We start from the raw sequence: 23,440 nt of genomic DNA on the forward strand, positions 1-23,440 counted from the left end.
TATTAAAATGAAATTCGATTATGTTTTTAAAAATGCCACTGTTATTGATGGCAGTGGGAAAAGTGAATTTATCAGCGATGTGGCAATAAAAGATGACCGCATTATTAAAATCGCTGAAAATATTAACGAAGAATCTGAAAAAATAATTGATTGTACAGGATTGATTTTATCTCCAGGGTTTATTGATGTTCATACACATGATGATTTAATTGTCATAGATAAACCTGAATATATTGAAAAAACATCACAGGGTGTTACCACCATTATTGTTGGTAACTGTGGAATTAGTGCAGCATGCGCTACGTTAAAAAATGAAGTACCTGACCCAATTAATTTGCTGGGAGAATTAAATGAATTTAATTTCTCCGATTTAGCCAGTTATAAACAAAAAATTAATGAAATCGCGCCAACCGTCAATGTGGCGACATTGATTGGCCATACCACATTAAGAAATAACTGTGTTTCGGATTTATTAAAACCTGCGACCCAGAGCAATATCGAGCAGATGAAACAAGTTTTAGAATCTGCGTTAAACGAGGGGGCTTTAGGGTTAAGCACAGGGCTGTCTTACGGTAATGCCATCAATTCATCCACAGAAGAAATCTGTGAGCTGGCTGAATTATTGGCAGAGCATCAGGGCATTTACACTACACACATGCGCACCGAATATGACGGAATAATTGATGCAATGCATGAAGCTTTTCATATTGGCCGTCATGCAAAAGTTCCGGTGCAAATTTCTCACCACAAGTGTGCTGGGGCGAAAAACTGGGGACGCACTAAAGAGACTCTTGCGCTAATCGAAAAATATCAAGCAATGCAAGATATTAATTGTGATTGTTACCCTTATAGAGCGGGCTCTTCCAATTTAGATATCACTCAAGTCACTGAGGATTATGACATTTTAGTGACTTGGTCAACGCCATTCCCTGATGTTGCAGGTAAAACACTGAAAGATATCGCTGCGATGTGGAATATCGATATTTACCAAGTGGCGGAAAAAATTGTTCCTGCGGGGGCTATTTATTTTCAAATGCATGAAGACGATGTTCGCCGCGTATTGCAGCACCCAAGCAGCATGGTGGGTTCCGATGGCTTACCTCGTGACCCTAATCCACACCCACGTTTATGGGGCACCTTTCCACGCGTTATTAGCCACTACAGCCGTGATGAAAAACTGTTCCCAATGACCACCGCGATTTACAAAATGACGGGCATGTCGGCTCAGCGTTTTTCGTTGAAGGATAGAGGGCTTATCCAAGAAAACTTTTTTGCAGACATCGTCTTATTTGACCCAATAAAAATCAATGAAACCTCGACGTTCCAAGATCCAAAGCAGAAAGCAGATGGCATTGAATATGTTTTTGTTAATGGTGTTCTGACCTATACCGCAAAAGAAATGACTGGGGATAGAGCAGGTAAATTCTTAGAAAGAAATAAATAAAAGAGAGAAATAATAATGATTAAACGATTTGGCGTTGAAGGTTCAAAAGGGACTGGTGGGCAATCATTACCTTTTTCAAAAGCTGTGCTGGCTGACGGCTGGTTATATGTATCAGGGCAAACACCGATGGTTGATGGCGAAGTGATTGATGGCGGCATCATTGCACAATCAAAACTAGCTATCGAAAACTGTTTAAACATCATGAAGGACGCGGGATTTGAGCGCCAAGATATTGTGCATATGAAAGTGGTTTTGAGTGATGCTCGATACTTTCAGTCCTTTAATAAAGTGTTTCAGCAATTCTTTGCGGAGCATCCACCAGCAAGAGTCTGTTTTGTCGCAGACCTTGTGGTTGATTGCATGGTTGAAGTGGACATCACCTGCTTTAACAGCAAGTTCAAATCTTAATCGCTGAGACGATAGGGGGCTATTATGGAACATAATAATTTCTTAATGTGGTTTTTACTGTATGCGTTCGTCATGATGTTCATTGGATGGTATGTGACGAGGCATCAAAAGACGGGTGAAGACTTCATTCTTGGTGGCCGAAAATTACCGATGTTACTCACCTTAGGGTCGACTGTCGGAACGATGGTGGGAACAGGGTCTAGTATTGGTGCGGTGAGTTTCGGTTATTCGAATGGTTGGGCCGGTATGTTATATGGTATCGGTGGAGCGACAGGGATCTTACTCACCGCGTGGTTATTTGCGCCCGTGAGAAACTATCGCTTTATGACAATGAGTGAGGAAATTTGTTACTACACAGGTGGGAGCCGCTTAGTTAAAAACCTAGTTGCGATATTAATTTTCTTAGCATCAATTGGTTGGTTAGGTGCGCACATTCTTGGTGGCGGTTTATACTTGGCATGGGCTGCAGACATTGATATCACGGTTGCGAAGATCATTATTGCTGTTGGGTTTGTATTTTATGTAGGTATTGGCGGTTATAAAGCCGTGTCATGGATTGATACCTTACAATCTATCGTCTTATTCCTTGGGTTTATTATTCTTGCAGTTGCCTCAGTGAGCTATGTAGGTGGATGGGATGTTGTGGTGCAAAATACAGATCCGAAAGCGTTTACTGTTTTTGGGATTGGTAAGCTTGGTATGCTACCTGCAATCTCACTGGCTATCGTGATTGGCATCGGTGTATTGGCGACCCCTTCATATCGCCAGCGTATTTATTCAGCGGCATCGACAAAAGCGATTCGTCAATCATTCATTATTACTGGCGTCTTGTATATGGGGTTCTCGTTCTTGCCTGCCATTATCGGTATGGCAACTCATGTGATGGAGCCTAATCTAGAAAATAGCAGCTTTGCATTCTTATATGCGACCAATGCATTACCGCATGTACTGGCAATGGTAGTATTGATTGCAGGTATGTCCGCCAATATGTCATCAGGTAGTTCAGATGCCATCGCAGGTGTTTCAATAATCTTACGTGATATCTATACGATGGTGACAGGGAAAATGCCTCCACCAGAGAAAGCCATTAACTTATCTCGGATCTTCTTACTTGGCGTTATCTTGCTTGCACTGGTATTCGCATTAACCTCAAATGACATTATTGGCTATATCACTAAAATGATTTCAATGATTATGTCAGGTCTCTGCGTCACGGTGTTATTAGGTAAATTCTGGCATCGCTTTAACTGGCAAGGTTGTATTGCAGCGCTGGTAGCAGGAAGTTCAACATCGTTAACGATTATCTTATCACCAGAATGGTCAGCAAAATTAGGTAACCCAGTAATCCCTGCATTATTGATTAGCTTGGTTTGTGCGGTGGTTGTGACCTTAGTGACACCAAAAAATAAACTCAGCCGTGAAGAAGTTTTAGAAAACATTACTCACGAAAGAGAAAACACTGCGAAAAGTAAATAAATTTTCAAATTGAGAGATGCAAATGACTAAACATAATTTTCTCGAAGCGATAAAGCATAAGTCGACGAAGTTGCCTAATTCAGAGAATTTGCCAATAAATATTCTTCACGAAGATGTGTGTTTACCCGCTGTTGTCGTGAAACAGCGTGAGTTAGAGAATAATATTGCATGGATGCAATCTTATGCGAATACTGCCAATGTGTCGTTATCACCCCACGGTAAAACGACGATGACCCCTACGATTTTTAAACGCCAAATCGAACACGGCGCTTGGGGCTTAAGTGTTGGAACGGTTTATCAAGCAAAAGTGGCAATTGAATCAGGTATTAAGAATATCGTTATTGCTAATCAGGTTGTTGGTAAAACCAATATTAAGTTACTTGCGGAGCTGGTTAAACTCCATCAGGCTAATTTGTATTGTTGTGTAGATAGTATTGAAAATGCGAAACAACTTGCCGAGGTTTTTTCCCGCGAAAACCAAAGATTGAATATTTTGATTGAGCTGGGGGTGAATGGTGGGCGTTGTGGTTGCCGCACAGAAGGTGAGGCTCTGTTGCTAGCTGAAGAATTAAAAGCATTACCCTCTTTAGTCATTGCTGGAATTGAATTTTATGAAGGTGTTATTCATAGCGATGATGCAGAAAAAGACATTAATGAGGTACAGCAATTCTTACAGCGAATTTTAGTGACGAGCCAAAAACTCGATAGCTTGGGGGCGTTTGATAGGTGTCAGGATGAGGTACTACTCACAGGGGCGGGTTCTGTTTGGTATGACCTTGTGAGTAAAAAAGTGGCTGATTTTACCTTTTCAAAGCCTTTTCGTTTTGTTATTCGCCCTGGTTGTTATATTACACATGACCATGGCATTTATGATGAGGCTCAACAAGCCCTCAAAGCGAGGGACAGTATCGCTTGCCAGTTAGAGGGGGACTTGATGCCTGCAATGGAAATTGTTGCATTAGTGCAGTCAGTTCCTGAAAAAGGACGGGCAATTGTTAATTTTGGTAAAAGAGACGTCGCATTTGATGCTGGGTTGCCCCAACCGATAGCACACTATCGTGATAGTAAACGGCTTTCTTTTCAACGAGGGAACGCAAATACAACAGGTTTAATGGATCAACATGCCATTTTATCTTTTGATGAAAGTTGCCGTTTTCAAGTAGGAGACATCTTAGTCTTTGGGACTTCGCATCCTTGTATTACTTTCGATAAGTGGAAAGTCATTTATCTGATTGATGATGAATACACAGTGCTAGAAGAGATGCCTACATATTTCTAAACGATATTTTTCCAATGAATTAAAATCAGCCACATTTTAAGTGGCTGATTTTTTAATCATTGCACTAAGGTCTTTTTTGTAACCCATCAGCAACCACAAATTCAGCTTCAGTACAGGCTTTGATGGTTTCAATATCTGTATCTGCTGCATGTTCAACTAAAGTCAGCTGTCCATCAATAAAGCGAAAAACAGCTAACTCAGTGACAATTGTGGTAACACATTTTTCGGCGGTCAGGGGGAATTGACATTGGCGTACAATTTTCGCTTTACCAGCGTTAGTACAATGCTCCATTGCAACAATCACATTTTTCGTTCCTACGACAAGATCCATTGCACCTCCCATACCCGGCTTCATTTTTTCTGGGATCATCCAATTGGCAAAATTACCCTGTTGGTCGACTTCAAGGCCGCCTAGTATACATGCGTCAAGGTGCCCTCCTCGAATTAAGGCAAAGGAAAATGCACTATCAAAGGTCATCCCACCTTTAATAATGGAACAAGGCTGTCCAACCGCGTTACTTAAATCAGGATATAAAATGGTAGAGTCGTCATAACAAAGACCAAGAATGCCATTTTCAGAGTGAAATAAAACATCAACATTATGGGGAAGATATTGCAGGACAAGTGTAGGTATCCCGGCACCAAGGTTAACAACATCTCCATCATGAAGTTCTCGTGCTACTCGGCGAGCAATTCGGTTTTTTATCTCCATTATTGTTCTCCTTGGAATAAGCCTGTGACTAATAGGCCAGGGGTCATAATCGAGTCAGGATGAAGCTCACCCACATTCACCAGTTGCTTGACCTCAGCTAAAACAGTATTCGCTGCTAACGCGATGAGGGGATTGAAATTGCGAGAAGCTAAGTGGTATGAAAGGTTACCTGCTTTATCACCTTTATCAGCATGAATGATGGCTAAATCTGCTCGTAAGGGAAGTTCAAGTAGATAGTCTTTATCTTCAATTTTAAAGTGCTGTTTTCCTTTTGCAACGAGTGTTCCAACACCTGTTGGCGTTAAAAAACCGCCTAAGCCAGCTCCGCCACAGCGAATACGCTCTATTAAGGTGCCCTGTGGAATAAACTCTGCCATCAGTTCTCCAGAACGAATTTGCTTCGCTGCTTCTGGTAATAGCCCTATATGAGAGCAAATAATTCGTTTAACTCGTTTTGCTTCGATTAAGCGTGCAATCCCCGTATTGGGCAAACTGGAATCACTACCGATAAGTGTTAGGTTTTTTATACCAGACTCTAAGATAAGTGAAACAAGAGAGGGAGGGCAGCCTTGTCCCATAAAGCCGCCATACATGACACTGATACCATCAGTTAAATAGTCCATTATGGCGTTCTTTTCGATGATTTTGTGTTTCATTCGCTACTTCCATATCAAGAAAGGTACTTTAAGATACTGGAGGTATTTCAGTTCCTACCTACACAGATGCTGGCAGGTTTTGATATTTTGTAGTTATTCATTGATAAATTCAGTATATGTATTAGGTGTTTATTATACAGGTAGTGAATTGCTTTGACCTAAATCAAGGGGGGGGAGGGTGAACTTAAAAAGATGACTTGAAGTTAATAGCCATTAATATGAGGATGATAATGAACAATTGAATCTTTATAATTAAGTAAATTCTCCTAGTTGTAGGGGTGATAATCATGCTGGATATTTCAATAGTGTAATTAGTGAATTCCATTTAATAATCACTACTCTAAATAGGTGTTTTTCATTAATAATAAGAAAGAAAGAGCGGTAATATAATTTTACATACCTTAAGTATACTGATTTTTCATTGTCATGTGTATTTTTACAAAACGATCTTTTATAAATTAAGTGTGGCATGTACTTTATTTTTAATATAGAAAATTACAAAAAAACATTAAATGAAAAGTTTTGAAATAACTTTTGCTATTTTGTTATACTCTTATTGATTATTATCATGTGTTTTCTTTGATGGTTTATTGTGTTTTTGTTTTGTTTTTACAATATATTTCTGTTTGTGATTAGTTATTGGTAGCCGTTATTGTATCTAAGCCATCATTCCTTTTTTTAGAGTTGTTTTTATTTTAACTCACTGTAATTTATATGTTTATTTTATTTTTTTATTCCGTTGATATGTAACAAAAAGTAAAATAAGAAATATTATGACATTGTTTAAATATATAAATTGAGATATTTCTTATTAAATAAATGGGTTAATATTTTTTTAATTAATTGTACTTAATCTTGAAATATAAAATCTTTAAATTCATTTTTTTTCACTAATAGAAACCCGTTTTATGAGTATAAAAAACTTTATTATTATTGAATGATGTTATTTTGTGGTTTTTTATTGAAAATATAGCATTTGTATTGAGGTTTATTTGTCTGTTTATCCTGTAATAGAGTATTTGTCGATAAGGTTTTTGGGGTTATTATATATAATTCACTAACTTACGTAATGAGAGTTTAATTATTGCTGTGATTTGACATAATTAAATTGAGATATAATAATGGCTCCGCATTGATACACTATTTAATTATCTGGTTTATTGACGGAGTTTGATAAATAGGAAAGGTTATAGTATCAATCCTTAATGTTTACTAACCAAACATAGTTTAAGAAAAAATTAAAATAATCAGATTAATAATAACTCGTTATTTTAATTTGTGTTGTCTTTTTATCTAATGGAAATGTATAAAATGAAATTAAATAAACTTGCTTTAGTATTAGGTTTTGGTCTGGCTGTTGCTGCTGGCTCTGCTTCTGCAAACCAAGGAACAGGTACTGTAACATTCCAAGGTAGCATCATTGATGCACCATGTTCTATCAAAGACACTGACTTAAGTGGCGCAAAAGCAGTACAAATCGGCGCTATCTCAACTGTCCTGTTAAACGCAGGTAAATCAAGTGTTCCACGTAACTTTGATATCGAACTGGAAGGTTGTGATATCACAACTCTGAAATCTGTAAACACAACTTTCACTGGTGCTCCAAGCGCAATCAAAGCGGGTTCATTAGCAATCAATGGTACTGCTAAAAACGCAGCTATCGTGATTACTGACCGTGGTGGCAACCAAATCAAACTGGGTGACAAATCAGCTGACCAAATGTTAGTTGCTGGTAATAACACACTGCGTTTCTCTGCTTACCTGCAAGGTGATGCAGCTAATGCAGCTGTACCAGGTGACTTCGATGCAATTGCAACATTTGCTCTAAGCTACCAGTAATTGGTATCGCCCGTACAAGGATGTATGGGCACTAATTTTAATGAGTTGAAACTAATTATTAAGTCAAAACTAACCATTAAGCTGAAATGGAGTCACTATGAATCACTTTGGCATAATTGTCATGGTGCTTTCAGGGATAATATTTGCCCCAACTGTTAGTGCGCAAAATCAAATTTCTCGAGCGTCGGGACCTATAGATGGAAGAGTAAGCATGGGTGGGTCAATTATTGAAACCCCTTGTGCAATCGATGCAGATAGTCGAGATCAATCAGTTAGTATAACTACTGTGCCTATTAGTCAGATAATACAAGATAGAGAAAGCCCGACTCGTGACTTTTCTATCCGTCTTATCAATTGTGTCTTAACACCGGCAACTCCTGGAAAACCTAATTGGCAATTTTTCAATATTACATTTGATGGTCCAACTGATGGCCGCAATTTTGATGTTTTCGGACATGCAAATGGATTATCAGTAAAAATCACTGATTCTAATGGAAATGTTGCAATACCTGGTAAAGCGATGCCTGACTTACCGATTAAAGTTGGCTCGAACACGCTAAATTATAACGTTCGTGTTGTATCTAATAATAAACGTTTAAAACCAGGGAATTATCAGACCACTATCCGTTTCAAGATGGATTATTACTGAGTTATTACTAAGGGACTATTATGGCTCTGTCATTAAAAAGTAAAAATAAAGTATCTAATAACTCAGTAAGCTATTTTTTGACACCTGTTGCTACTATGGTGTTTTTTGCGATTGCTCATATTAATTTCGCTAATGCGAATAATGATAGTATTGAGTTTAACACTGATATTTTAGACCTTCAGGATAAAAGCAATATTTCCTTAAGTGAATTCTCTCGCGCTGGATATGTGATGCCGGGGAAATACCCATTTAAGATCAATTTAAATAACCGTGATCTTGCGGATATTTACGACGTTGAGTATATGCCAATTGCTGGTGATGAAAGTATGACTGAACCATGCTTAACACCAGAAATTGTTGATCATATTTCATTACGTAGTGAATGGAAAAAGAATGTTGAATTTGCTCATAACGGACAATGCTTAAATATAGAAAGCATCCCTGGAATGACAGTAAATGGCTCTTTACCAAAAGAAACAATTTCTATTACTGTCCCACAAGCGTATGTCGAATTTACTTCTGACAACTGGGATCCTCCATCTCGATGGGATGAAGGGGTACCAGCCCTAATTTTTGACTATAACTTGAATGCTAACGTTAAAAGACCGACCGATTCTGCTAACTCACACTCGTTGACAGGTAATGGGACAACAGGTTTTAACCTAGGTGCATGGCGTGTCCGTGCCGATTGGCAAGCAAGTTATAATCGCATTAATGGGCAATCTACGGATAAAAATTGGGATTGGAGCCAATATTACGCTTACCGAGCGGTAAAAGAACTTAACGCAAAGCTAACAATGGGTGAGCAATTTTTGCGTTCCGGATTGTTTGATTCTTTCCGTTATATGGGGGCTAGCTTAATTTCTGATGAAAGGATGCTGCCACCAAATCTACGTGGATACGCTCCTGAAGTCACTGGGGTGGCAAAAACAAATGCGAAAGTGACTGTATCACAGCAAGGACGAGTGCTGTATGAAACTCAAGTTGCTCCAGGGCCTTTTCGTATTCAAGATTTAAGTGATGCGGTTAGCGGCAAACTTGATGTTCGTGTAGAAGAACAAGATGGTTCTGTACAAGAATTCCAAATGAATACGGCCTCAATACCGTATTTGACTCGACCTGGCTCAGTGTTATTTAAAATCGCGGGTGGTCGTCCCAACAATATGGATCACAAAACTGAAGGGCAAGGGTTTGTCACGGGTGAATTCAGTTGGGGGGTTTCCAATGGTTGGTCATTATTTGGTGGTGCACTTGGTGCAGGCGACTATAACGCCTTATCACTAGGTATTGGTCGAGATTTGCTGGCTTTTGGTGCAATTTCTTTTGATGTCACTGAATCACGAGCAAAACTGAAAACGGAAGACAAAATTTATTCTGGGGCTTCATATCGACTGAGCTATTCAAAACGTTTCGAAGAGTATGACAGCCAGGTAACGTTCGCTGGGTATCGATTCTCTGAACGCGACTTTATGAGTATGAACCAATACTTAGACCGCCGTTATAGAGGCGTCACGTTCGATAATAGTAAAGAGCTGTATACCATTACGTTTAATAAATACTTTACTACGGCAGATTTAACGGCATACCTCAACTATAGCCATGAAACTTATTGGAGTCGACCAGCGGCGAAACGCTACAACCTTTCTATTGCAAAATATTTTGATATTGGCCGTTTTAAAAACATCAACTTAAGTTTATCCGCGTTCCGTAACAAATTCGATAATAGTAAAAATGATGACGGTATGTATATGAACCTGTCTATGCCTTGGGCGGATGCAGCGACTGTCAACTACAGTAACTATGTTTCGAGAGATGGTAACTCACATACCGTCAGTTACTACGACCGTATTGATGATAAAAGTAGCTACCGAGTGGGCTCAGGGGTGAGTACCCGTGGTCGTGGAACTGTTGATGCATACTATAACCGTGATGCAGATATGGCAAGTCTGACAGCGAGTACCAGTTATATCAATGGAGACACATCATCCGCAGCATTCTCTTTACAAGGTGGTGCGACAGTAACTGGTTACGGAGCAGCATTGCATCGCATCAACTCCCCAGGTGGAAGCCGTATCATGGTAAGCACGGAAGATGCTGTTGATGTACCTGTACAAGGTTTTGGCCCAACAACCAGAACGAACCGCTTCGGGAAAGCAGTTGTTGCAGATGTGAGTGATTATTACCGTACAAGTACCAAAATTGATGTTAATAAACTGCCTGATAATGTTGAGGCGATAAGAACGATTCAACAAGCCACTCTCACAGAAGGTGCGGTTGCTTATCGTGAGTTTGAAGTGTTAGCTGGTTTAAAAACCATGGTGAGATTGGCGTTAGCAGATGGAAGCCATCCTCCGTTTGGTGCAACAGTAAAAAATGAGAAAAATAGAGAGATGGGAATCGTTACCGATAATGGCTCTATTTATCTCTCAGGTGTGAAAGCGAATGAAGTTTTAGATGTGTATTGGGATGGTAGTGTTCAGTGTCAGGTACAAGTGCCTGAAAATATTGAAACTGCTGATTTCAACTCACTATTACTGCCATGTACAAATAATCCGAGTGCAGCAACTGGTTTTGTTCCAGCGAAAAGCGTACCGGTCGGACAACCTGCTAAACGGGTAGCTCCAGCCCCGATTCAACAGGGAGTAGAGCCTAGTCAACGTTGGTTATTAAAGCCACCAGAGCTTGTTCAAAATATTGATTTATTTGAGTAACCGAGTTATTTGATTTTTAAAGAGTTGGTAATTATGAATATTAAAAAGATTGCTTTTATTACAACAACACTTACGTTGTCAGCTGTCTTGTGTGGCCAAGCTTTAGCCGCTATTGCATTGGACAGAACACGTGTTGTTTTTAATGGTGGTGATAAAACCATCAGTTTAAATATTAAAAATGAAAACAAGGATTTGCCTTATCTTGCACAAGGTTGGCTTGAAGATGTTGATGGTAACAAAATTGAGTCACCATTAACGGTTTTACCACCAGTACAACGTGTAGAGGCAGGCGAAAGTAGCCAAGTTAAAATTCAATCTCTTCCTGACGTTGCTCGATTACCACAGGATAGAGAGAGTGTTTACTATTTTAACCTGCGTGAGATTCCACCTCGCAGTACAGAGCCAAATGTTCTACAAATTGCTCTACAAACGCGTATTAAATTGTTTTATCGACCAAAAGCGTTATATGCAACTCGAACTGATTTAGAAAACCCATGGCAAGAAAAGATCACCTTAACACGTAAGGGTGATGCCTATGAGGTTAATAATCCAACCGCTTATTTTGTCACTATTGTAGATGCAAGCTCAAAAGTTGGTGGCGATACAGTCGGAAAATTTGAACCGCTAATGGTATCACCTAAATCCAGTGGAACGCTTAAAGGCAGTGCCAGTGCGATGGGAGCAAAACCTGTTCTAACGTATATCAACGACTACGGCGGCCGACCAAAATTGACGTTTAGCTGTGCTGGTACCTCATGCAAAGTTGAATCAGCGACAAATTAATAACGGAGCTTAGCACATGAAAAGGACTCTCCTGTTTAACGCTATCGTATTTAGTTTAGCACCTGTATTTACAGCTGGAGCTGACTCTTTTGATATAGATGGTTTACATGGAACATTGACAGTCAATGGCATGATGACAGAAGCACCTTGTACGATGGATGTGACGAAGTCAATGCGCCAAGAAGTGTCTCTGGGGGAGATCCCTTCTTCTTCGCTGCGTAAACCGGGTGATAGAGCTGAGCCAGTTTCTTTCGAATTAGAGTTCCGTAATTGTATTAGAACTCAAAGTCGATTGACGGATGTCAGAACTGATACTCCAACATGGGATGCTATCCAGCCAGTTGTCTCTGTCTCTTTTGTTGCGGTATCCAATAAATACTACCCAGGAATGTTAAGTGTTAAAGGCGTATCAGGTCTAGCTTTGGAAGTGACTGATGCACAAGGAGAAGACATTCGACTAGGTAGCCAAGGACGGCCTCAGTTTCTCGATGCGCCTCAAGGCTCTCTTCAATATTTTGTCACACCAGTGAGAACACCGGAAAAGCTCACGGAAGGAAGCTTCAGCGCGGTAATGGACTTTAAGGTGGATTATGATTGATTTTAATAAGCCGCGGTATTTGTTGACATCATGCCTCGCTGGAATGCTTTTGACATCGGTGTCGTATGCAGATTTACCTCAATCACGCACAAAGCCTCTAGCGAATACACGTGCAACTCCAGGTATGGTGATTGTGCCAATAACGGGGTACGTACTTGCACCACCGCCTTGTAAAATTAATGGCGACAAAGTGATTAAGGTAGATTTTGAGGAAGTCATGAGTACCCGTATCGATGGCGTAGCATACAGTAAACCGATTAATTACAACATTGTGTGCGATAAAAGACCGACGGAACAAATGAAAATGACATTGGTGGGGGATCCTGCGAATTTTGATCCAACCCGTGCGGTGAAAACGAATATTTCTGGCTTAGGTGTTGGGTTTTCGTATAACGGAAATCGCTTGCGATTAAACCAAGAAGTGAAGTTTGTGTACCCGAATGCACCGCAATTTCATGCTATGCCTGTTCGTGATATGTCGACAGTATTGAACATCGGTGGCCCTTTTCAAGCTGGTGTTACGATTAAACTTGATTATCAGTGAGGAAATGGACAATGCATAAAAAAATGAAAAGTTTTCCTCTGATATTTAGCTTATGTACATTTCCAGTCAGTATAGCGTTTGCTGCTGATAATGTTGAATTCACAGGAACGTTGCTTATTCCACCACCATGCACGGTATTTGAAGATAAAGTCCACTTGATTGAATATAAAGACATTGGGTTACATAAGGTTGATGGCATTAATTTTACAAAACCCATTAATTATGAGCTTAAGTGTGATGACAATCTAAAGGGGTGGGATTTAATGCTGACGATTAAAGGAGATAAATCATCATTTGATGATTCAGCATTGAGAACCAATATTCCCAATCTTGGTATGCGTATTATGCAAAATGGCCAAGGTTTTGAACTGAATAAGCCAATTAAAATTACTTATGGGCAACCACCTATTTTGGAGGTTGTTCCTGTGAAAAAACTGGGTGTGACATTGCCTGAGGGTAGTTTTAGCGCAATAGGGACATTACTCGCGGAGTACCAATAATGAATAAGCTAATTACGGTCACATTCGCTGGTGCTTTGCTTGTTAATGCCAGTGCTGCGTTAGCAATACCAGATAATTTAAGAATTACAGGTAACTTAGTGGAAGAACCTTGTACGATTTTACCTGGGGATGAAAGTATTGTGATGGATTTTTTTGATACACCAGAAAAAAACTTCTACGCATACGGAGAAACCCAGAGTAAAGAATTCGTGATTAAATTGGCTGATTGCGACACCAGTATTGGCAAATGGGTAGAAGTGACCTTTTCGGGAACTCAAAGCATTGCACTACCAGGTTTTCTCGCATTATCAACAGGTAGTGTAGCTTCAGGGTTTGCCGTTGGTTTACAAAGTGCAGACAAATCGCCACTAAAAATGGAAGATAAGGGCGCCAAAATTACCTTACAAGACGGATCAAACCAATTACGTTTTTACGCTTATTTAAAAGGTGAGCCAGACGCGATTGCAAATAAGTCAATTAAGGTTGGGCCTTACAGTGCGGTGGCAACATTTAAACTCGATTATGAATAATAAGGCTGTGAATTACTATGAAAGTGTTTTTATCAGTGTTATTCGGTGCAGTCATATTTTCATCATCTGCATCAGCGGCAATTTTTTCTTATATAACAGAATCGGATGGGACATCAGCTCACGCAACGTACACCTTTGAAATTGCGCGTTGGGATGAATATCCACCGAATACTCCTTATAGGTGTAATTATCCTACTTGCTATGTCACGATTAATCATAAGCATACTGCTTCCGGAACTCCAGGAGTATCAACATTTCAAGCAGTGAATGTGACAGGACTGGCAACAATGAATGATGTCAGAAATGCCTTTTTAAGGGTGCATGCTTTACCTTTTAGAAACCAAACACGTCACGACGGTGATGCATTGAACTCAAACCAAGAGTGTGTTGGATTATTTTTCCAGCCAACTCAAGGGACCTCAGTAAATGCTGGCGGTTATATGATACCGGGTTCTTTATGTGGTATTGCGCCGCCACCAGTAGGGGCTTGTAAAATCAATGATAATATTCCAGACCTCAGCTTTGGTTCAATTAGCGAAGCAGAGTTAGCAGGGCAAACTAGAGAGGTGACCGTTAGTGTCTACTGTAACCTACCGATGAGTGTATTGGTGATTGCTACAGGGGTTTCAGGGACAAATAGCCGAGAAAACCTACGTAGTGATGGTAGCTTATATGCTAATTTGACTTTAGGGGATTACAATACACCTGGTGAAAATGGTTATAGTTTATATGTACCCGGGGGGGCGACAAATACTATACAACTTAAAGCAAAACTAGGCACTAATGGGCGCGTTCAACCCGGAGCTTTTAGAGGTGGTGCCGCCCTTATTCTAACTGTACCTTAATAAATGGTGAAAATATGTATTCAGAAAACGGTAGTGAAAAAATCCATTATATGGTCGGTCAAAGGATCTTAGAAAAACGCAGAGAGCTGGGTTATACCGGCTTTCAATTGGCTCAACTATTAGGTGTCAGCCAGCAACAAATCTCTCGTTATGAAAGAGGGAAGATCAAAATTGACCTGTTCCATCTATTTAAGCTTTCATTTCTGATGGGAACACCGATTGATTGGTTCCTAGAAGATATCAGCTCGCAGCTCACCGAAAATGGGCAGCTAGATGATATTCATTAATGAGGTTTAAATTGCTATTAATGATAAATAGGCTGGGATTATAGTTTCTGTCGTTCGTTGTAATTAACCCGTCAGAAAGCAAGTGTAGTTGAAGACTCAGCCTATTTATTTTTGCCCGACAGCAGGGCAGTGAATATCCATTATTTCAATAGTTTCCTTTCGAATAATTCCATAAATATCCTTATCTTTATTGGCCCTCCGTTCATTGAATTGGTGATTTTGTGCGTTCAAACACCTTTTTGGCAAATGCAAATGCAAACTAATATCATTAGCGCTTAATAACGTGTAAGATACCTCCTCTTCGAGACGTTGATATTTTATCGTCAGCACTTTTATAGATGGATGGAGGAAATGAGATGTTCGCAAAATCATTAGTTTCAGGCCTTGCCTTGTTATCTGCTTTAGTTTTAGCGGGTTGTGATAACACAAAAGAAACGCCAGAGACAACCCAAGCGGCAGAGAAACAAACCATTACGATTGAACATGTGCAAGGCAAAACTGAAATTCCTCGCCATCCACAGAAAGTGATTGTGATGAACATGGAAACACTGGATATCATGGATGCACTAGGTGCGCCAGTTGCAGGTGTTCCACAAACCAACGTCCGCTTTCCTGAATTTTTAACCAAATACAGTGGCTCTGAATATGTCAATGGCGGAACCTTGTTTGAACCCGCTTATGAAACATTAAGTAATGCAAAACCTGACCTGATTTTAGGTGGCAGCCGTGCCCGTGACGCGTACGACAAACTGAGCGGCGTTGCACCAACAATTTCTTTAGATATCGACAACAAAAACTTTATCGGCAGCTTAACTGAGCGCACTAACGAGCTTGGCGCCCTGTTTGGTAAAGAAGAAGAAGCAAAAAAATTGATTGCCGATTTCAATACCAAAATTGATGGCATCAAAACTAAAGCGCCGACTGCGGGTAAAGCAATGGTGATCTTAGTCAGTGGCGGTAAGATTTCAGCCTACGGCCCAGGTTCACGTTTTGGCTTTATTTTTGACGTGTTAGGTTTCGAGCCTGCGTATGTCTTTGAAGAAAACACGGGTCGCCACGGCAACATCGTCAATGCTGAATTACTGGTAAAATTAAACCCAGAGTGGCTGTTTGTGATTGACCGCGATAGCGCGATTGGCAAAGCAGATGCGCAACCTGCTGCGGAAGTTCTTGATAACGCATTAGTGAGAAAAACAGCCGCTTGGGAGAAAGGCCAAATTACTTACCTTGACCCAACCGCGGTATACATCGCAGGCGGTATCCAAACCTATTCCAAATTAATGGATGATATCAATACTGCACTAGAGAAGAGCCAAGCAAAATAACCGATGAAAACGCTTTATCTTTTTTGTGGAATTATCGCGTTATTGGTTTTAGCGGTATTAAGCTTGTTTGTAGGAGCGGGTGACGTGTCACCCGTTTCGCTTTTTACCGACCCAGAGATGCAAGACATCTTTTTTATTAGCCGAATTCCTCGAACCGTCTCCTTAATTCTAGCCGGCAGTGCCATGAGCGTTGCAGGGCTTATCATGCAATTACTCACCCAAAACCGCTTTGTTGAGCCTTCTCTTGCGGGTACCACACAGTCTGCCAGTTTAGGTTTATTGGCCGTGATGATCTTGTTTCCAGCTGCCAGTATCATGACAAAAATGGTGGTTGCCAGCGGATTTGCCTTAGTTGGTACGATGCTGTTTATGATGTTATTGCGCCGTGTCATTTTAAAATCCGCGTTGATAGTGCCATTAGTGGGGATCATGTTAGGTGCGGTTATCAGTGCGCTCACTATTTTCACTGCCTATTCTTTTGATTTACTCCAGTCCCTTGGCGCATGGATGAGCGGTGACTTTTCAAGCATCATTCAAGGCCGCTACGAATTATTGTGGCTGGTGGGCATTCTAACGTTAATTGCCTGCTGGATTGCCGATAGCTTTACCGTTGCAGGTATGGGGCGTGAATTTTCCATTAACGTAGGCCTCAATTACCGTAAAGTCATGACCATCGGTTTATCCATTATTGCTCTGATTAGCGGAGTGGTGGTTGTCGTAGTGGGCGCGTTACCTTTCCTTGGCTTAATTATTCCAAATCTTGTGAGCTTAGTGATGGGGGATAACATTCGCAAAACCATCCCATGGATATGTATTGCGGGCGGCGGTTTAGTCTTACTGTGCGACATTATTGGGCGTTTAATCCGCTATCCATTTGAAATCCCAGCAAGTGTGATTTTAGGGGTAGTTGGGGCGGTTATTTTCTTATATTTACTGTTGAAGCAACAACGTTATGCAAAAAGTTAATTCCGCAATTGCGTTAGCAAAACCTAAAAAAGGGTTAACGCCACTGCAAAGAATATGGGTATTACTGGCCTTATCGCTGCTATCCATTGTGCTTTATATGACAATCAATCTAGGCAATAACCTTGCGTATATTCTGCCGCATCGTGGCTATATTGTGCTGACCATGATTGTTGTGGCATTTGCCGCGGGGGTATCGACGGTACTGTTCCAAACTATCGCAAATAATAAAATACTGACGCCATCAATCATGGGGCTTGAAGCTCTGTTTGTCTTGTTGCAAACCATCTTTATTTTTTATACCGATAGCTTCCCCGCTTCATGGCTGTTAAATATTGGTAAATTCCTGTTGGAATCGACGTTGCTCGTGCTGTTTTCGGTTCTACTTTACCGCTGGTTGTTTATTTCTGTAAAAATGAATATCAACCTTGTATTGATGGTTGGTATTATTTTAGGCACCTTATTTCGCAGTGTGGCAACGTTACTCCAGCGTTTAATGGACCCAAATGAGTTTTCCATTTTACAAAGCCGCATGTTTGCGACGTTCACTCGAGGTACGCCCGAGCTTATTTTCTTTACCTTGCTGATTACCGTTGTGGTTGGCGTTCTCTTATGGCGGATGCGTTACTGCTTTGATGTTTTGGCATTAGGGCAAGCCAATGCCGTGAATCTAGGGATTAATTACCGCCAGCAAGTTACCGTTATTTTACTGCTGATCTCCATCTTAGTGGCTATTTCAACCGCCTTGGTTGGGCCTTTAACCTTCTTAGGGTTGATGGTGGCAAACCTTGCTTACTTTATTAGTGGTAGCAGCCAACACCGCTATTTATTACCTGTTTCTTTCTTATTAGGTGTTATCGCGCTGATTGGCGGGCAACTCGTCCTTGAATATGGCTTAAATATGGCGGGAACGTTGTCTGTTGTTATTGAGTTTGTTGGCGGAATATTCTTTATTTACATGGTGTTAAGAAGGTTTTAGTATGATTGAAATTAGTCAGATATCGAAAAGTTATCAGGATACTAAAGTCTTAGATAACGTCACAACAACGATCAAAAATAGCGGTATCACCTCGATTATCGGGCCTAATGGTGCGGGAAAATCAACCTTATTGTCGATTATTGGGCGCTTATTAACGCCTGATGAAGGTGGCTATGTTAAGGTCAATGAACTAGATGTTTCGACAACGCCAAGTGATAAGTTAGCCAAATGTTTATCGGTTCTGCGCCAAGAAAATCAGTTTGCGAGCCGTTTAACGGTGGAAGAGCTAGTTGGTTTTGGACGTTATCCCTACACTAAAGGGCGTTTAAACCTTGAAGATAAACAGAAAATTGACGAATCACTGTCTTTCCTGAATTTATCTGATTTACGCCACCGTTATTTAGATGAATTGTCAGGCGGGCAACGTCAACGCGCTTATGTCGCAATGGTTTTATGCCAAGATACCGAATATGTGCTGCTGGATGAGCCCTTAAATAACCTCGATATGAAGCACGCCGTGATCATGATGAAGTTATTGCGCCGCGCTGCGGATGAGCTGGGGAAAACCATTATTTTAGTGATCCACGATATCAACTTTGCCTCTGTTTACTCAGACTACATTGTGGCACTTAGAAACGGACGATTGTCTTATCATGGCAAACCCGAAGAGATCATGAAATCCGAAATTATTGAGGATATTTTTGATACGCCAGTTGAGATTAAGCAGGTGGATAATCAGTTCATCGCGTTGTATTATTGATATCACTAATTCAGAAACTCTCCCCGTTAGTTGACGGGGAGAGTTTCATATTTGTGAAATTGTTAGCTATAGAACGTCAATATCTTCTTCTATATTCAGCAAATCTAACGACTGAAGCACTTCCAAGCGTTTAATTCCGTCAGCATTAACGACTAAGCGCGCTAGCTCATTGTAGGTCTTTTTATCCATTGTCACGCGGCGGCATAAATAAATGTGATAGACCTTTTCACCTATCATGGCGGGTTCTTCATCATTCACCGTTAATTCTTCATAGCTAATATCAATGTATTTTAAAAAATCTGAAATATTAAAGCGGGTGATATCTGCTATCGACGATTGGTTCTTTTCAAACACCGCTTGGCGATTGTGCAACAGGACATCTTTTCGGTAGTACAAAATATCTTCCACGCGCTGCACATTCACTAAATTCACCCAGTGGGACTGTTGGCGCATCTCACGAATATCGGGGGAAAGCATACCTTCACTGATAAACCGAAACGACTCTTTGCATATCCCCACTGGAGCCTTTACACCTTCACGGTAAATACGTAGCTGGCGGTCAGGTATCCATTTTTGAAAAATGCGATATAGCTGTTCGCGGCCGATTTCTTTTAGTCTATCTTTGAAAATATAACCAATGACCATCGCTAAAAAGAGGTTAGCACTTAGCGCACCATATTTTCCCTGCCAAAGGAATGCAATCAGGGTGGCAAAAATCATCGAGATTGCAGCCGCAATACCATAAATAGAGTGCAGGAGCAGTGGTAAACCGCGCTTATGACGAATTTCTAAATAGAGATAGCGATTAATATATTTTTTCAATAAATTGCGCCGATAGGTCACTAGTTCTACATCCGTTTCGTCACTTGGAAAACAGTCGGGATAGTTTTTCTTTAAATAGCGCATTTCTTGGTACCAAAAATGGCGTATTTCTTCGCGAAGTGGTATCTGCTTATCAGCCAATAAATCACGTAAGTAATTAATGGTGTAGTAAGTCATAAACTCATCGCAATAAGAAAAAGCATTGGAGTGAATGGCTTCCTCTACTTTCGTCGCGAGGGGGAGTAATGCACGGTACGCATTGAGGCATTTCCCAATATCGGTCATGAGATCTGTTAGGTATTCCGCGCTTTGCCTTTGTGGGTTTTGGCTCACCATTTTGACATTAATACGTACCGTTCTCTTAATGGTGAGTGCATAGCGCTTCAGCTTATTTTCATATTCGTCTAGAGAAGGCGGATTTAACGGGTCACACTGTTCCAACCAACGCTTTAATTCGTTTAACTCCCCATTTTCCTCAGGTAAGGCTGAGAGTTTTACCGTCGGTGGGCTGAGACGAATATAGTTTTTGAGGCTACGCTGAAGGCTAGAGGGAACATATAAGTCGGGGTTGACTTGTAATGATGAGGGTAAAAAGAAAAACGTTTCAACTTGATAGCGGATCTCTTTAGATTTGCGTGGAAATAAAACCTTTTGTTTGATTTCAAACTGTTTTTTTCCGTGGATCTTGAGAGATTCTTTAATCATATTGCGCCTTTACTGGGACTTTTTATGTTTTTTGACATGCTTATTAGTCATCGAAGCATAACACGGTTTTATTAAAACAATAAAATAGCGGAAATCATAATGACAGTCTGTGAAAGACAATGAAAAAGTGTTGCGAGGGAAGGGCGAGGGGGAAAATATAACGAGGCATATTGCTATGCCCCATTATCGATTTGCTATTCGCTAGAATAACTTATTTTTTTGCAGCAGGACGAACCGCTGTCACTTCAATTTCCACTCTCCAAGCTGGGTTAGCCAGTTTAGCGACTTGGAAAGTTGAACGAGCTGGCAGATTAGTGACTTTCTCAGACTCATAGAACTTGTTGTAACCAGCCATAAAGCCAGCAAAGTCCATAGTACCTTGAGTTTCTTCACCACCAACTAAGAATACTTGCATTTTAACAACGTCGTTCATGGTCAAACCCATACCTTCGAGGTTAGCTTGGATTTGTTTTAACACGTTGATAGTTTGTGCTTCGGTATTACCGTAAGACTCTAAAACGCCTTCTTTTGCATCTGCAGAGATTTTAGAAGGTACTTTTCCGCTTAGGAAAATAAGGTTGCCCGCGCTGATTTCTACTGATTCAGAGATAGGGAATCCTTTCACTGGAACGCGTTTAACATCTTCAGCTGCATTCGCACTCGCTACACCTAAAATTAAAGGCAAAGAAAGCAATAAAGTTTTATAGCGCATGTAAACTCCTTAACATTATCAAAGTAAACGGGATCTATCGGTTTCACTTAAGACTAAATTTTAGTTTAGTCTAATTCCATTGACAGAGAGATCCCAGTAAAAAAAAACGCGACTTTTTCGTTTATTAGTTAAAACGAGAAAGTTTGTACGGCGTTGGGTCGATAAATGGTGTTTCGCCCATTAACAATTCAGCCGTTAAGCGACCAGACGCAGGACTTTCAGTCATACCCCAACCTGTTGCGGTATTGATGACTAAACCTGGGTACTGCTCGACTGTTGAAATAATTGGAATTTCATCATCTGTCGGTGCAACGGTACCACCCCAACGCTCAACCACTTTAGACTCTTTAAATACTGGGAATTCGTTTCTCAGTCTTTCCAGAACGCCGTCTAAGTGCTCATTGTTTGGTGTATTGGTTGCCGTACGGAACTCTTCAAATGGTGTCTTCTCATCTAAGTTCCAAGATGTCGACATCATGAAGGAGTTAAATAAGTCTTTACCAAGAGAGAATTCTAATGGTAATTCGCCGCCGCCTAATACGTGCAGGAATCTTGGGCCTAACAGGAAGCTGTCTTTAACGACAGAACTGGTAAAGATACGTGGTGCAACCGCGTAGGTACCATCAGCTTGTTCACGGAAGTGAATACCGTTAGGTAAGTGGACGTTTCCTTTTGGTGCGCCCGGAACGCCTGAAATACGTTGTTGTGACAGGTAAACGTTCAGTGTTGGAACATCAACACCTAAGTTGCCCATAAACAGACGAGACCAAATACCACCAGTCAGAACGACACGAGAGGTTTTGATAGCACCTTTTTCAGTCACAACATCAGAAATTTTACCGCCTGCTGTTTCAATGCCACGTACTGCACAATTGGTATAGATACGGATACCGATTGATTTTGCATAGTTCGCCATTGCAGGGGTAACGGTTTCTGGGTCAAGGCTACCTGAATCTTCTTCAAATCCACCGATTTTCCATGGAGTTTGAGCGTCAACCAGACGATTTGCCAGTTCAGTACCTTCGATCATACGGGTACGTAATGGGGTATCGAAACCTGGGTTTTCAGACGCAGCTTTGATCCAAGCTCTTGAAACTTCTAAATCTTCTTCGCTTGAAGGAACTTCAACACGGCCTTGAACGCGGTAGCTAGTATCAGCACCGATTTTTTCGTTCATACCGAGCCATTGGATTTTTCCGTAGTGGTGTAAAGGGAAAATCGCTGGTGAGGTTTTATAGCTGATGATTTGGCTGTATGCACGGCCTGATTGCTCACCGCCGACAACGCCTTTTTCACAGATAACAACATTCAGACCTTTTTCAGCAAGGTTAATTGCTGTCATGATCCCTTGAAGGCCAGCACCGATGATGACTGCATCTGCAGACTCAGGTAATTTGCCTTCAGTGCCAGCAACAGCTGGTACGCGCGATGGTGTAGATTCGAAACGGCCTTCACGACGGATCATCGGAACGACTGTTGCACCCCCTGCCAGAACACCAGCAGCACCAACCCCTAATAATAGCTTTCTTCTCGAGATTTTCATCTATAACCTCAATAACAATCTTGTTTTTTATATAGTAAATAATTTCAAATTGAGATGATGATCTTATCATATATTTTGAAATTGTTAAGTGGGGGTAGCATTTGTTAATAAAAGTCGATGAAATGAATGTGAACGTAAATTGGTGTGGTCAGTGCTGTAAAGGGTTTGTCGAAGATTTCTCTATTTTATTTATTAGCTAATTAATAATTTTGAAATGTAAGTGTCATTAAAAGTGTACGGGTGTAAAGTTTGTTATTTTACTTAAGTGTTTTTTTTCTGTACTGCATTAATGAAAAGTGAGAATAATGAATTTCAGAAGAAAATGCTAAATATGAGTTAAGTTGAACAAGGGGCTGGATAATATAAAAAT

At 40.5% G+C, this 23,440-nt stretch carries 23 protein-coding genes; 18 read left to right on the plus strand and 5 right to left on the minus strand.

Annotated features, from left to right (window positions below; all coding sequences use genetic code 11):
• The first annotated feature begins 7 nt into the window (after window positions 1-7).
• The 4 genes from AC4IFT_RS07350 to AC4IFT_RS07365 are packed head-to-tail and all read left to right on the plus strand — an operon-like array spanning window position 8 to window position 4,607.
• A complete protein-coding gene (locus tag AC4IFT_RS07350) occupies window positions 8-1,444 on the plus strand; it encodes an N-acyl-D-amino-acid deacylase family protein (RefSeq protein ID WP_490734252.1) in 1,437 nt (478 codons plus the stop codon).
• Between the two features lie 12 nt (window positions 1,445-1,456).
• Window positions 1,457-1,852 carry a RidA family protein gene (locus tag AC4IFT_RS07355; RefSeq protein ID WP_206083793.1) on the plus strand — a complete coding sequence of 132 codons (396 nt, stop codon included), beginning with the start codon at window positions 1,457-1,459 and terminating at the stop codon, window positions 1,850-1,852.
• Window positions 1,853-1,876: 24 nt separating this feature from the next.
• A complete protein-coding gene (locus AC4IFT_RS07360; protein ID WP_490734254.1) occupies window positions 1,877-3,328 on the plus strand; it encodes a sodium:solute symporter family protein in 1,452 nt (483 codons plus the stop codon).
• Between the two features lie 22 nt (window positions 3,329-3,350).
• Window positions 3,351-4,607 (plus strand): amino acid deaminase, encoded by a 1,257-nt coding sequence (locus tag AC4IFT_RS07365; RefSeq protein WP_490750982.1) that lies wholly within the window; start codon window positions 3,351-3,353, stop codon window positions 4,605-4,607.
• Between the two features lie 64 nt (window positions 4,608-4,671).
• Here the strand turns inward: AC4IFT_RS07365 and AC4IFT_RS07370 are convergent, their stop codons facing one another.
• Together AC4IFT_RS07370 and AC4IFT_RS07375 are read right to left on the minus strand one after the other, a co-directional pair.
• On the minus strand, window positions 4,672-5,319 hold the full coding sequence (locus AC4IFT_RS07370) for a 3-oxoacid CoA-transferase subunit B (RefSeq protein ID WP_490734258.1): 648 nt from the start codon (window positions 5,317-5,319) through the stop codon (window positions 4,672-4,674).
• Complete coding sequence (locus AC4IFT_RS07375) at window positions 5,319-5,975, minus strand: 3-oxoacid CoA-transferase subunit A (protein WP_490734260.1); 657 nt, start codon at window positions 5,973-5,975, stop codon at window positions 5,319-5,321. Before AC4IFT_RS07375 ends, AC4IFT_RS07370 begins: the two co-directional genes overlap by 1 nt.
• Window positions 5,976-7,286: 1,311 nt before the next feature.
• Between AC4IFT_RS07375 and AC4IFT_RS07380 the strand changes: the two genes are divergently transcribed.
• The 14 genes from AC4IFT_RS07380 to AC4IFT_RS07445 all read left to right on the plus strand — a co-directional run bounded on the left by AC4IFT_RS07380 (window position 7,287) and on the right by AC4IFT_RS07445 (window position 19,288).
• Window positions 7,287-7,814 (plus strand): fimbrial protein, encoded by a 528-nt coding sequence (locus AC4IFT_RS07380; RefSeq protein ID WP_490734262.1) that lies wholly within the window; start codon window positions 7,287-7,289, stop codon window positions 7,812-7,814.
• A 97-nt stretch (window positions 7,815-7,911) separates the two neighbouring features.
• On the plus strand, window positions 7,912-8,463 hold the full coding sequence (locus AC4IFT_RS07385) for a fimbrial protein (protein WP_490734264.1): 552 nt from the start codon (window positions 7,912-7,914) through the stop codon (window positions 8,461-8,463).
• Window positions 8,464-8,483: 20 nt separating this feature from the next.
• The gene (locus tag AC4IFT_RS07390; RefSeq protein ID WP_490750983.1) at window positions 8,484-11,174 is read left to right on the plus strand and encodes an outer membrane usher protein; all 2,691 of its coding nucleotides are present in this window, start codon (window positions 8,484-8,486) and stop codon (window positions 11,172-11,174) included.
• Window positions 11,175-11,204: 30 nt separating this feature from the next.
• Entirely contained in the window at window positions 11,205-11,957 is a 753-nt protein-coding gene (locus AC4IFT_RS07395) for a fimbria/pilus periplasmic chaperone (RefSeq protein ID WP_490751061.1), read from the plus strand.
• A gap of 16 nt (window positions 11,958-11,973) precedes the next feature.
• Window positions 11,974-12,555 carry a fimbrial protein gene (locus AC4IFT_RS07400; protein ID WP_490734270.1) on the plus strand — a complete coding sequence of 194 codons (582 nt, stop codon included), beginning with the start codon at window positions 11,974-11,976 and terminating at the stop codon, window positions 12,553-12,555.
• On the plus strand, window positions 12,548-13,099 hold the full coding sequence (locus AC4IFT_RS07405; protein WP_490750984.1) for a fimbrial protein: 552 nt from the start codon (window positions 12,548-12,550) through the stop codon (window positions 13,097-13,099). Before AC4IFT_RS07400 ends, AC4IFT_RS07405 begins: the two co-directional genes overlap by 8 nt.
• Before the next feature lie 11 nt (window positions 13,100-13,110).
• Window positions 13,111-13,599, plus strand: coding sequence for a fimbrial protein (locus tag AC4IFT_RS07410; protein WP_490734274.1), 489 nt, complete (start codon window positions 13,111-13,113; stop codon window positions 13,597-13,599).
• Window positions 13,599-14,129: a fimbrial protein gene (locus AC4IFT_RS07415; protein ID WP_490734276.1), complete on the plus strand. Its 531-nt coding sequence runs from the start codon at window positions 13,599-13,601 to the stop codon at window positions 14,127-14,129. Before AC4IFT_RS07410 ends, AC4IFT_RS07415 begins: the two co-directional genes overlap by 1 nt.
• Window positions 14,130-14,146: 17 nt before the next feature.
• Window positions 14,147-14,974 (plus strand): MrpH family fimbial adhesin, encoded by an 828-nt coding sequence (locus tag AC4IFT_RS07420; protein WP_490734278.1) that lies wholly within the window; start codon window positions 14,147-14,149, stop codon window positions 14,972-14,974.
• A gap of 14 nt (window positions 14,975-14,988) precedes the next feature.
• Complete coding sequence (locus AC4IFT_RS07425; protein ID WP_219244744.1) at window positions 14,989-15,261, plus strand: helix-turn-helix domain-containing protein; 273 nt, start codon at window positions 14,989-14,991, stop codon at window positions 15,259-15,261.
• Window positions 15,262-15,617: 356 nt separating this feature from the next.
• Window positions 15,618-16,586 carry a siderophore ABC transporter substrate-binding protein gene (locus AC4IFT_RS07430; RefSeq protein WP_490734281.1) on the plus strand — a complete coding sequence of 323 codons (969 nt, stop codon included), beginning with the start codon at window positions 15,618-15,620 and terminating at the stop codon, window positions 16,584-16,586.
• 3 nt (window positions 16,587-16,589) lie between these two features.
• Window positions 16,590-17,552, plus strand: a complete 963-nt coding sequence (locus AC4IFT_RS07435; protein WP_219244742.1) for an ABC transporter permease — start codon at window positions 16,590-16,592, stop codon at window positions 17,550-17,552.
• Entirely contained in the window at window positions 17,539-18,528 is a 990-nt protein-coding gene (locus AC4IFT_RS07440; protein WP_490750985.1) for an iron chelate uptake ABC transporter family permease subunit, read from the plus strand. Before AC4IFT_RS07435 ends, AC4IFT_RS07440 begins: the two co-directional genes overlap by 14 nt.
• Before the next feature lies 1 nt (window position 18,529).
• Complete coding sequence (locus tag AC4IFT_RS07445; RefSeq protein WP_490734284.1) at window positions 18,530-19,288, plus strand: iron ABC transporter ATP-binding protein; 759 nt, start codon at window positions 18,530-18,532, stop codon at window positions 19,286-19,288.
• A 66-nt stretch (window positions 19,289-19,354) separates the two neighbouring features.
• Here the strand turns inward: AC4IFT_RS07445 and AC4IFT_RS07450 are convergent, their stop codons facing one another.
• The 3 genes from AC4IFT_RS07450 to AC4IFT_RS07460 form a co-directional block, all read right to left on the minus strand.
• Window positions 19,355-20,815 carry a hypothetical protein gene (locus tag AC4IFT_RS07450; RefSeq protein WP_490750986.1) on the minus strand — a complete coding sequence of 487 codons (1,461 nt, stop codon included), beginning with the start codon at window positions 20,813-20,815 and terminating at the stop codon, window positions 19,355-19,357.
• A 211-nt stretch (window positions 20,816-21,026) separates the two neighbouring features.
• Entirely contained in the window at window positions 21,027-21,527 is a 501-nt protein-coding gene (locus tag AC4IFT_RS07455) for a RidA family protein (protein ID WP_206083380.1), read from the minus strand.
• 124 nt (window positions 21,528-21,651) lie between these two features.
• The gene (locus tag AC4IFT_RS07460; RefSeq protein WP_490734289.1) at window positions 21,652-23,070 is read right to left on the minus strand and encodes an NAD(P)/FAD-dependent oxidoreductase; all 1,419 of its coding nucleotides are present in this window, start codon (window positions 23,068-23,070) and stop codon (window positions 21,652-21,654) included.
• Window positions 23,071-23,440: the final 370 nt, after the last annotated feature.

It is taken from the genome of Providencia sp. UF-183 (assembly GCF_058246155.1).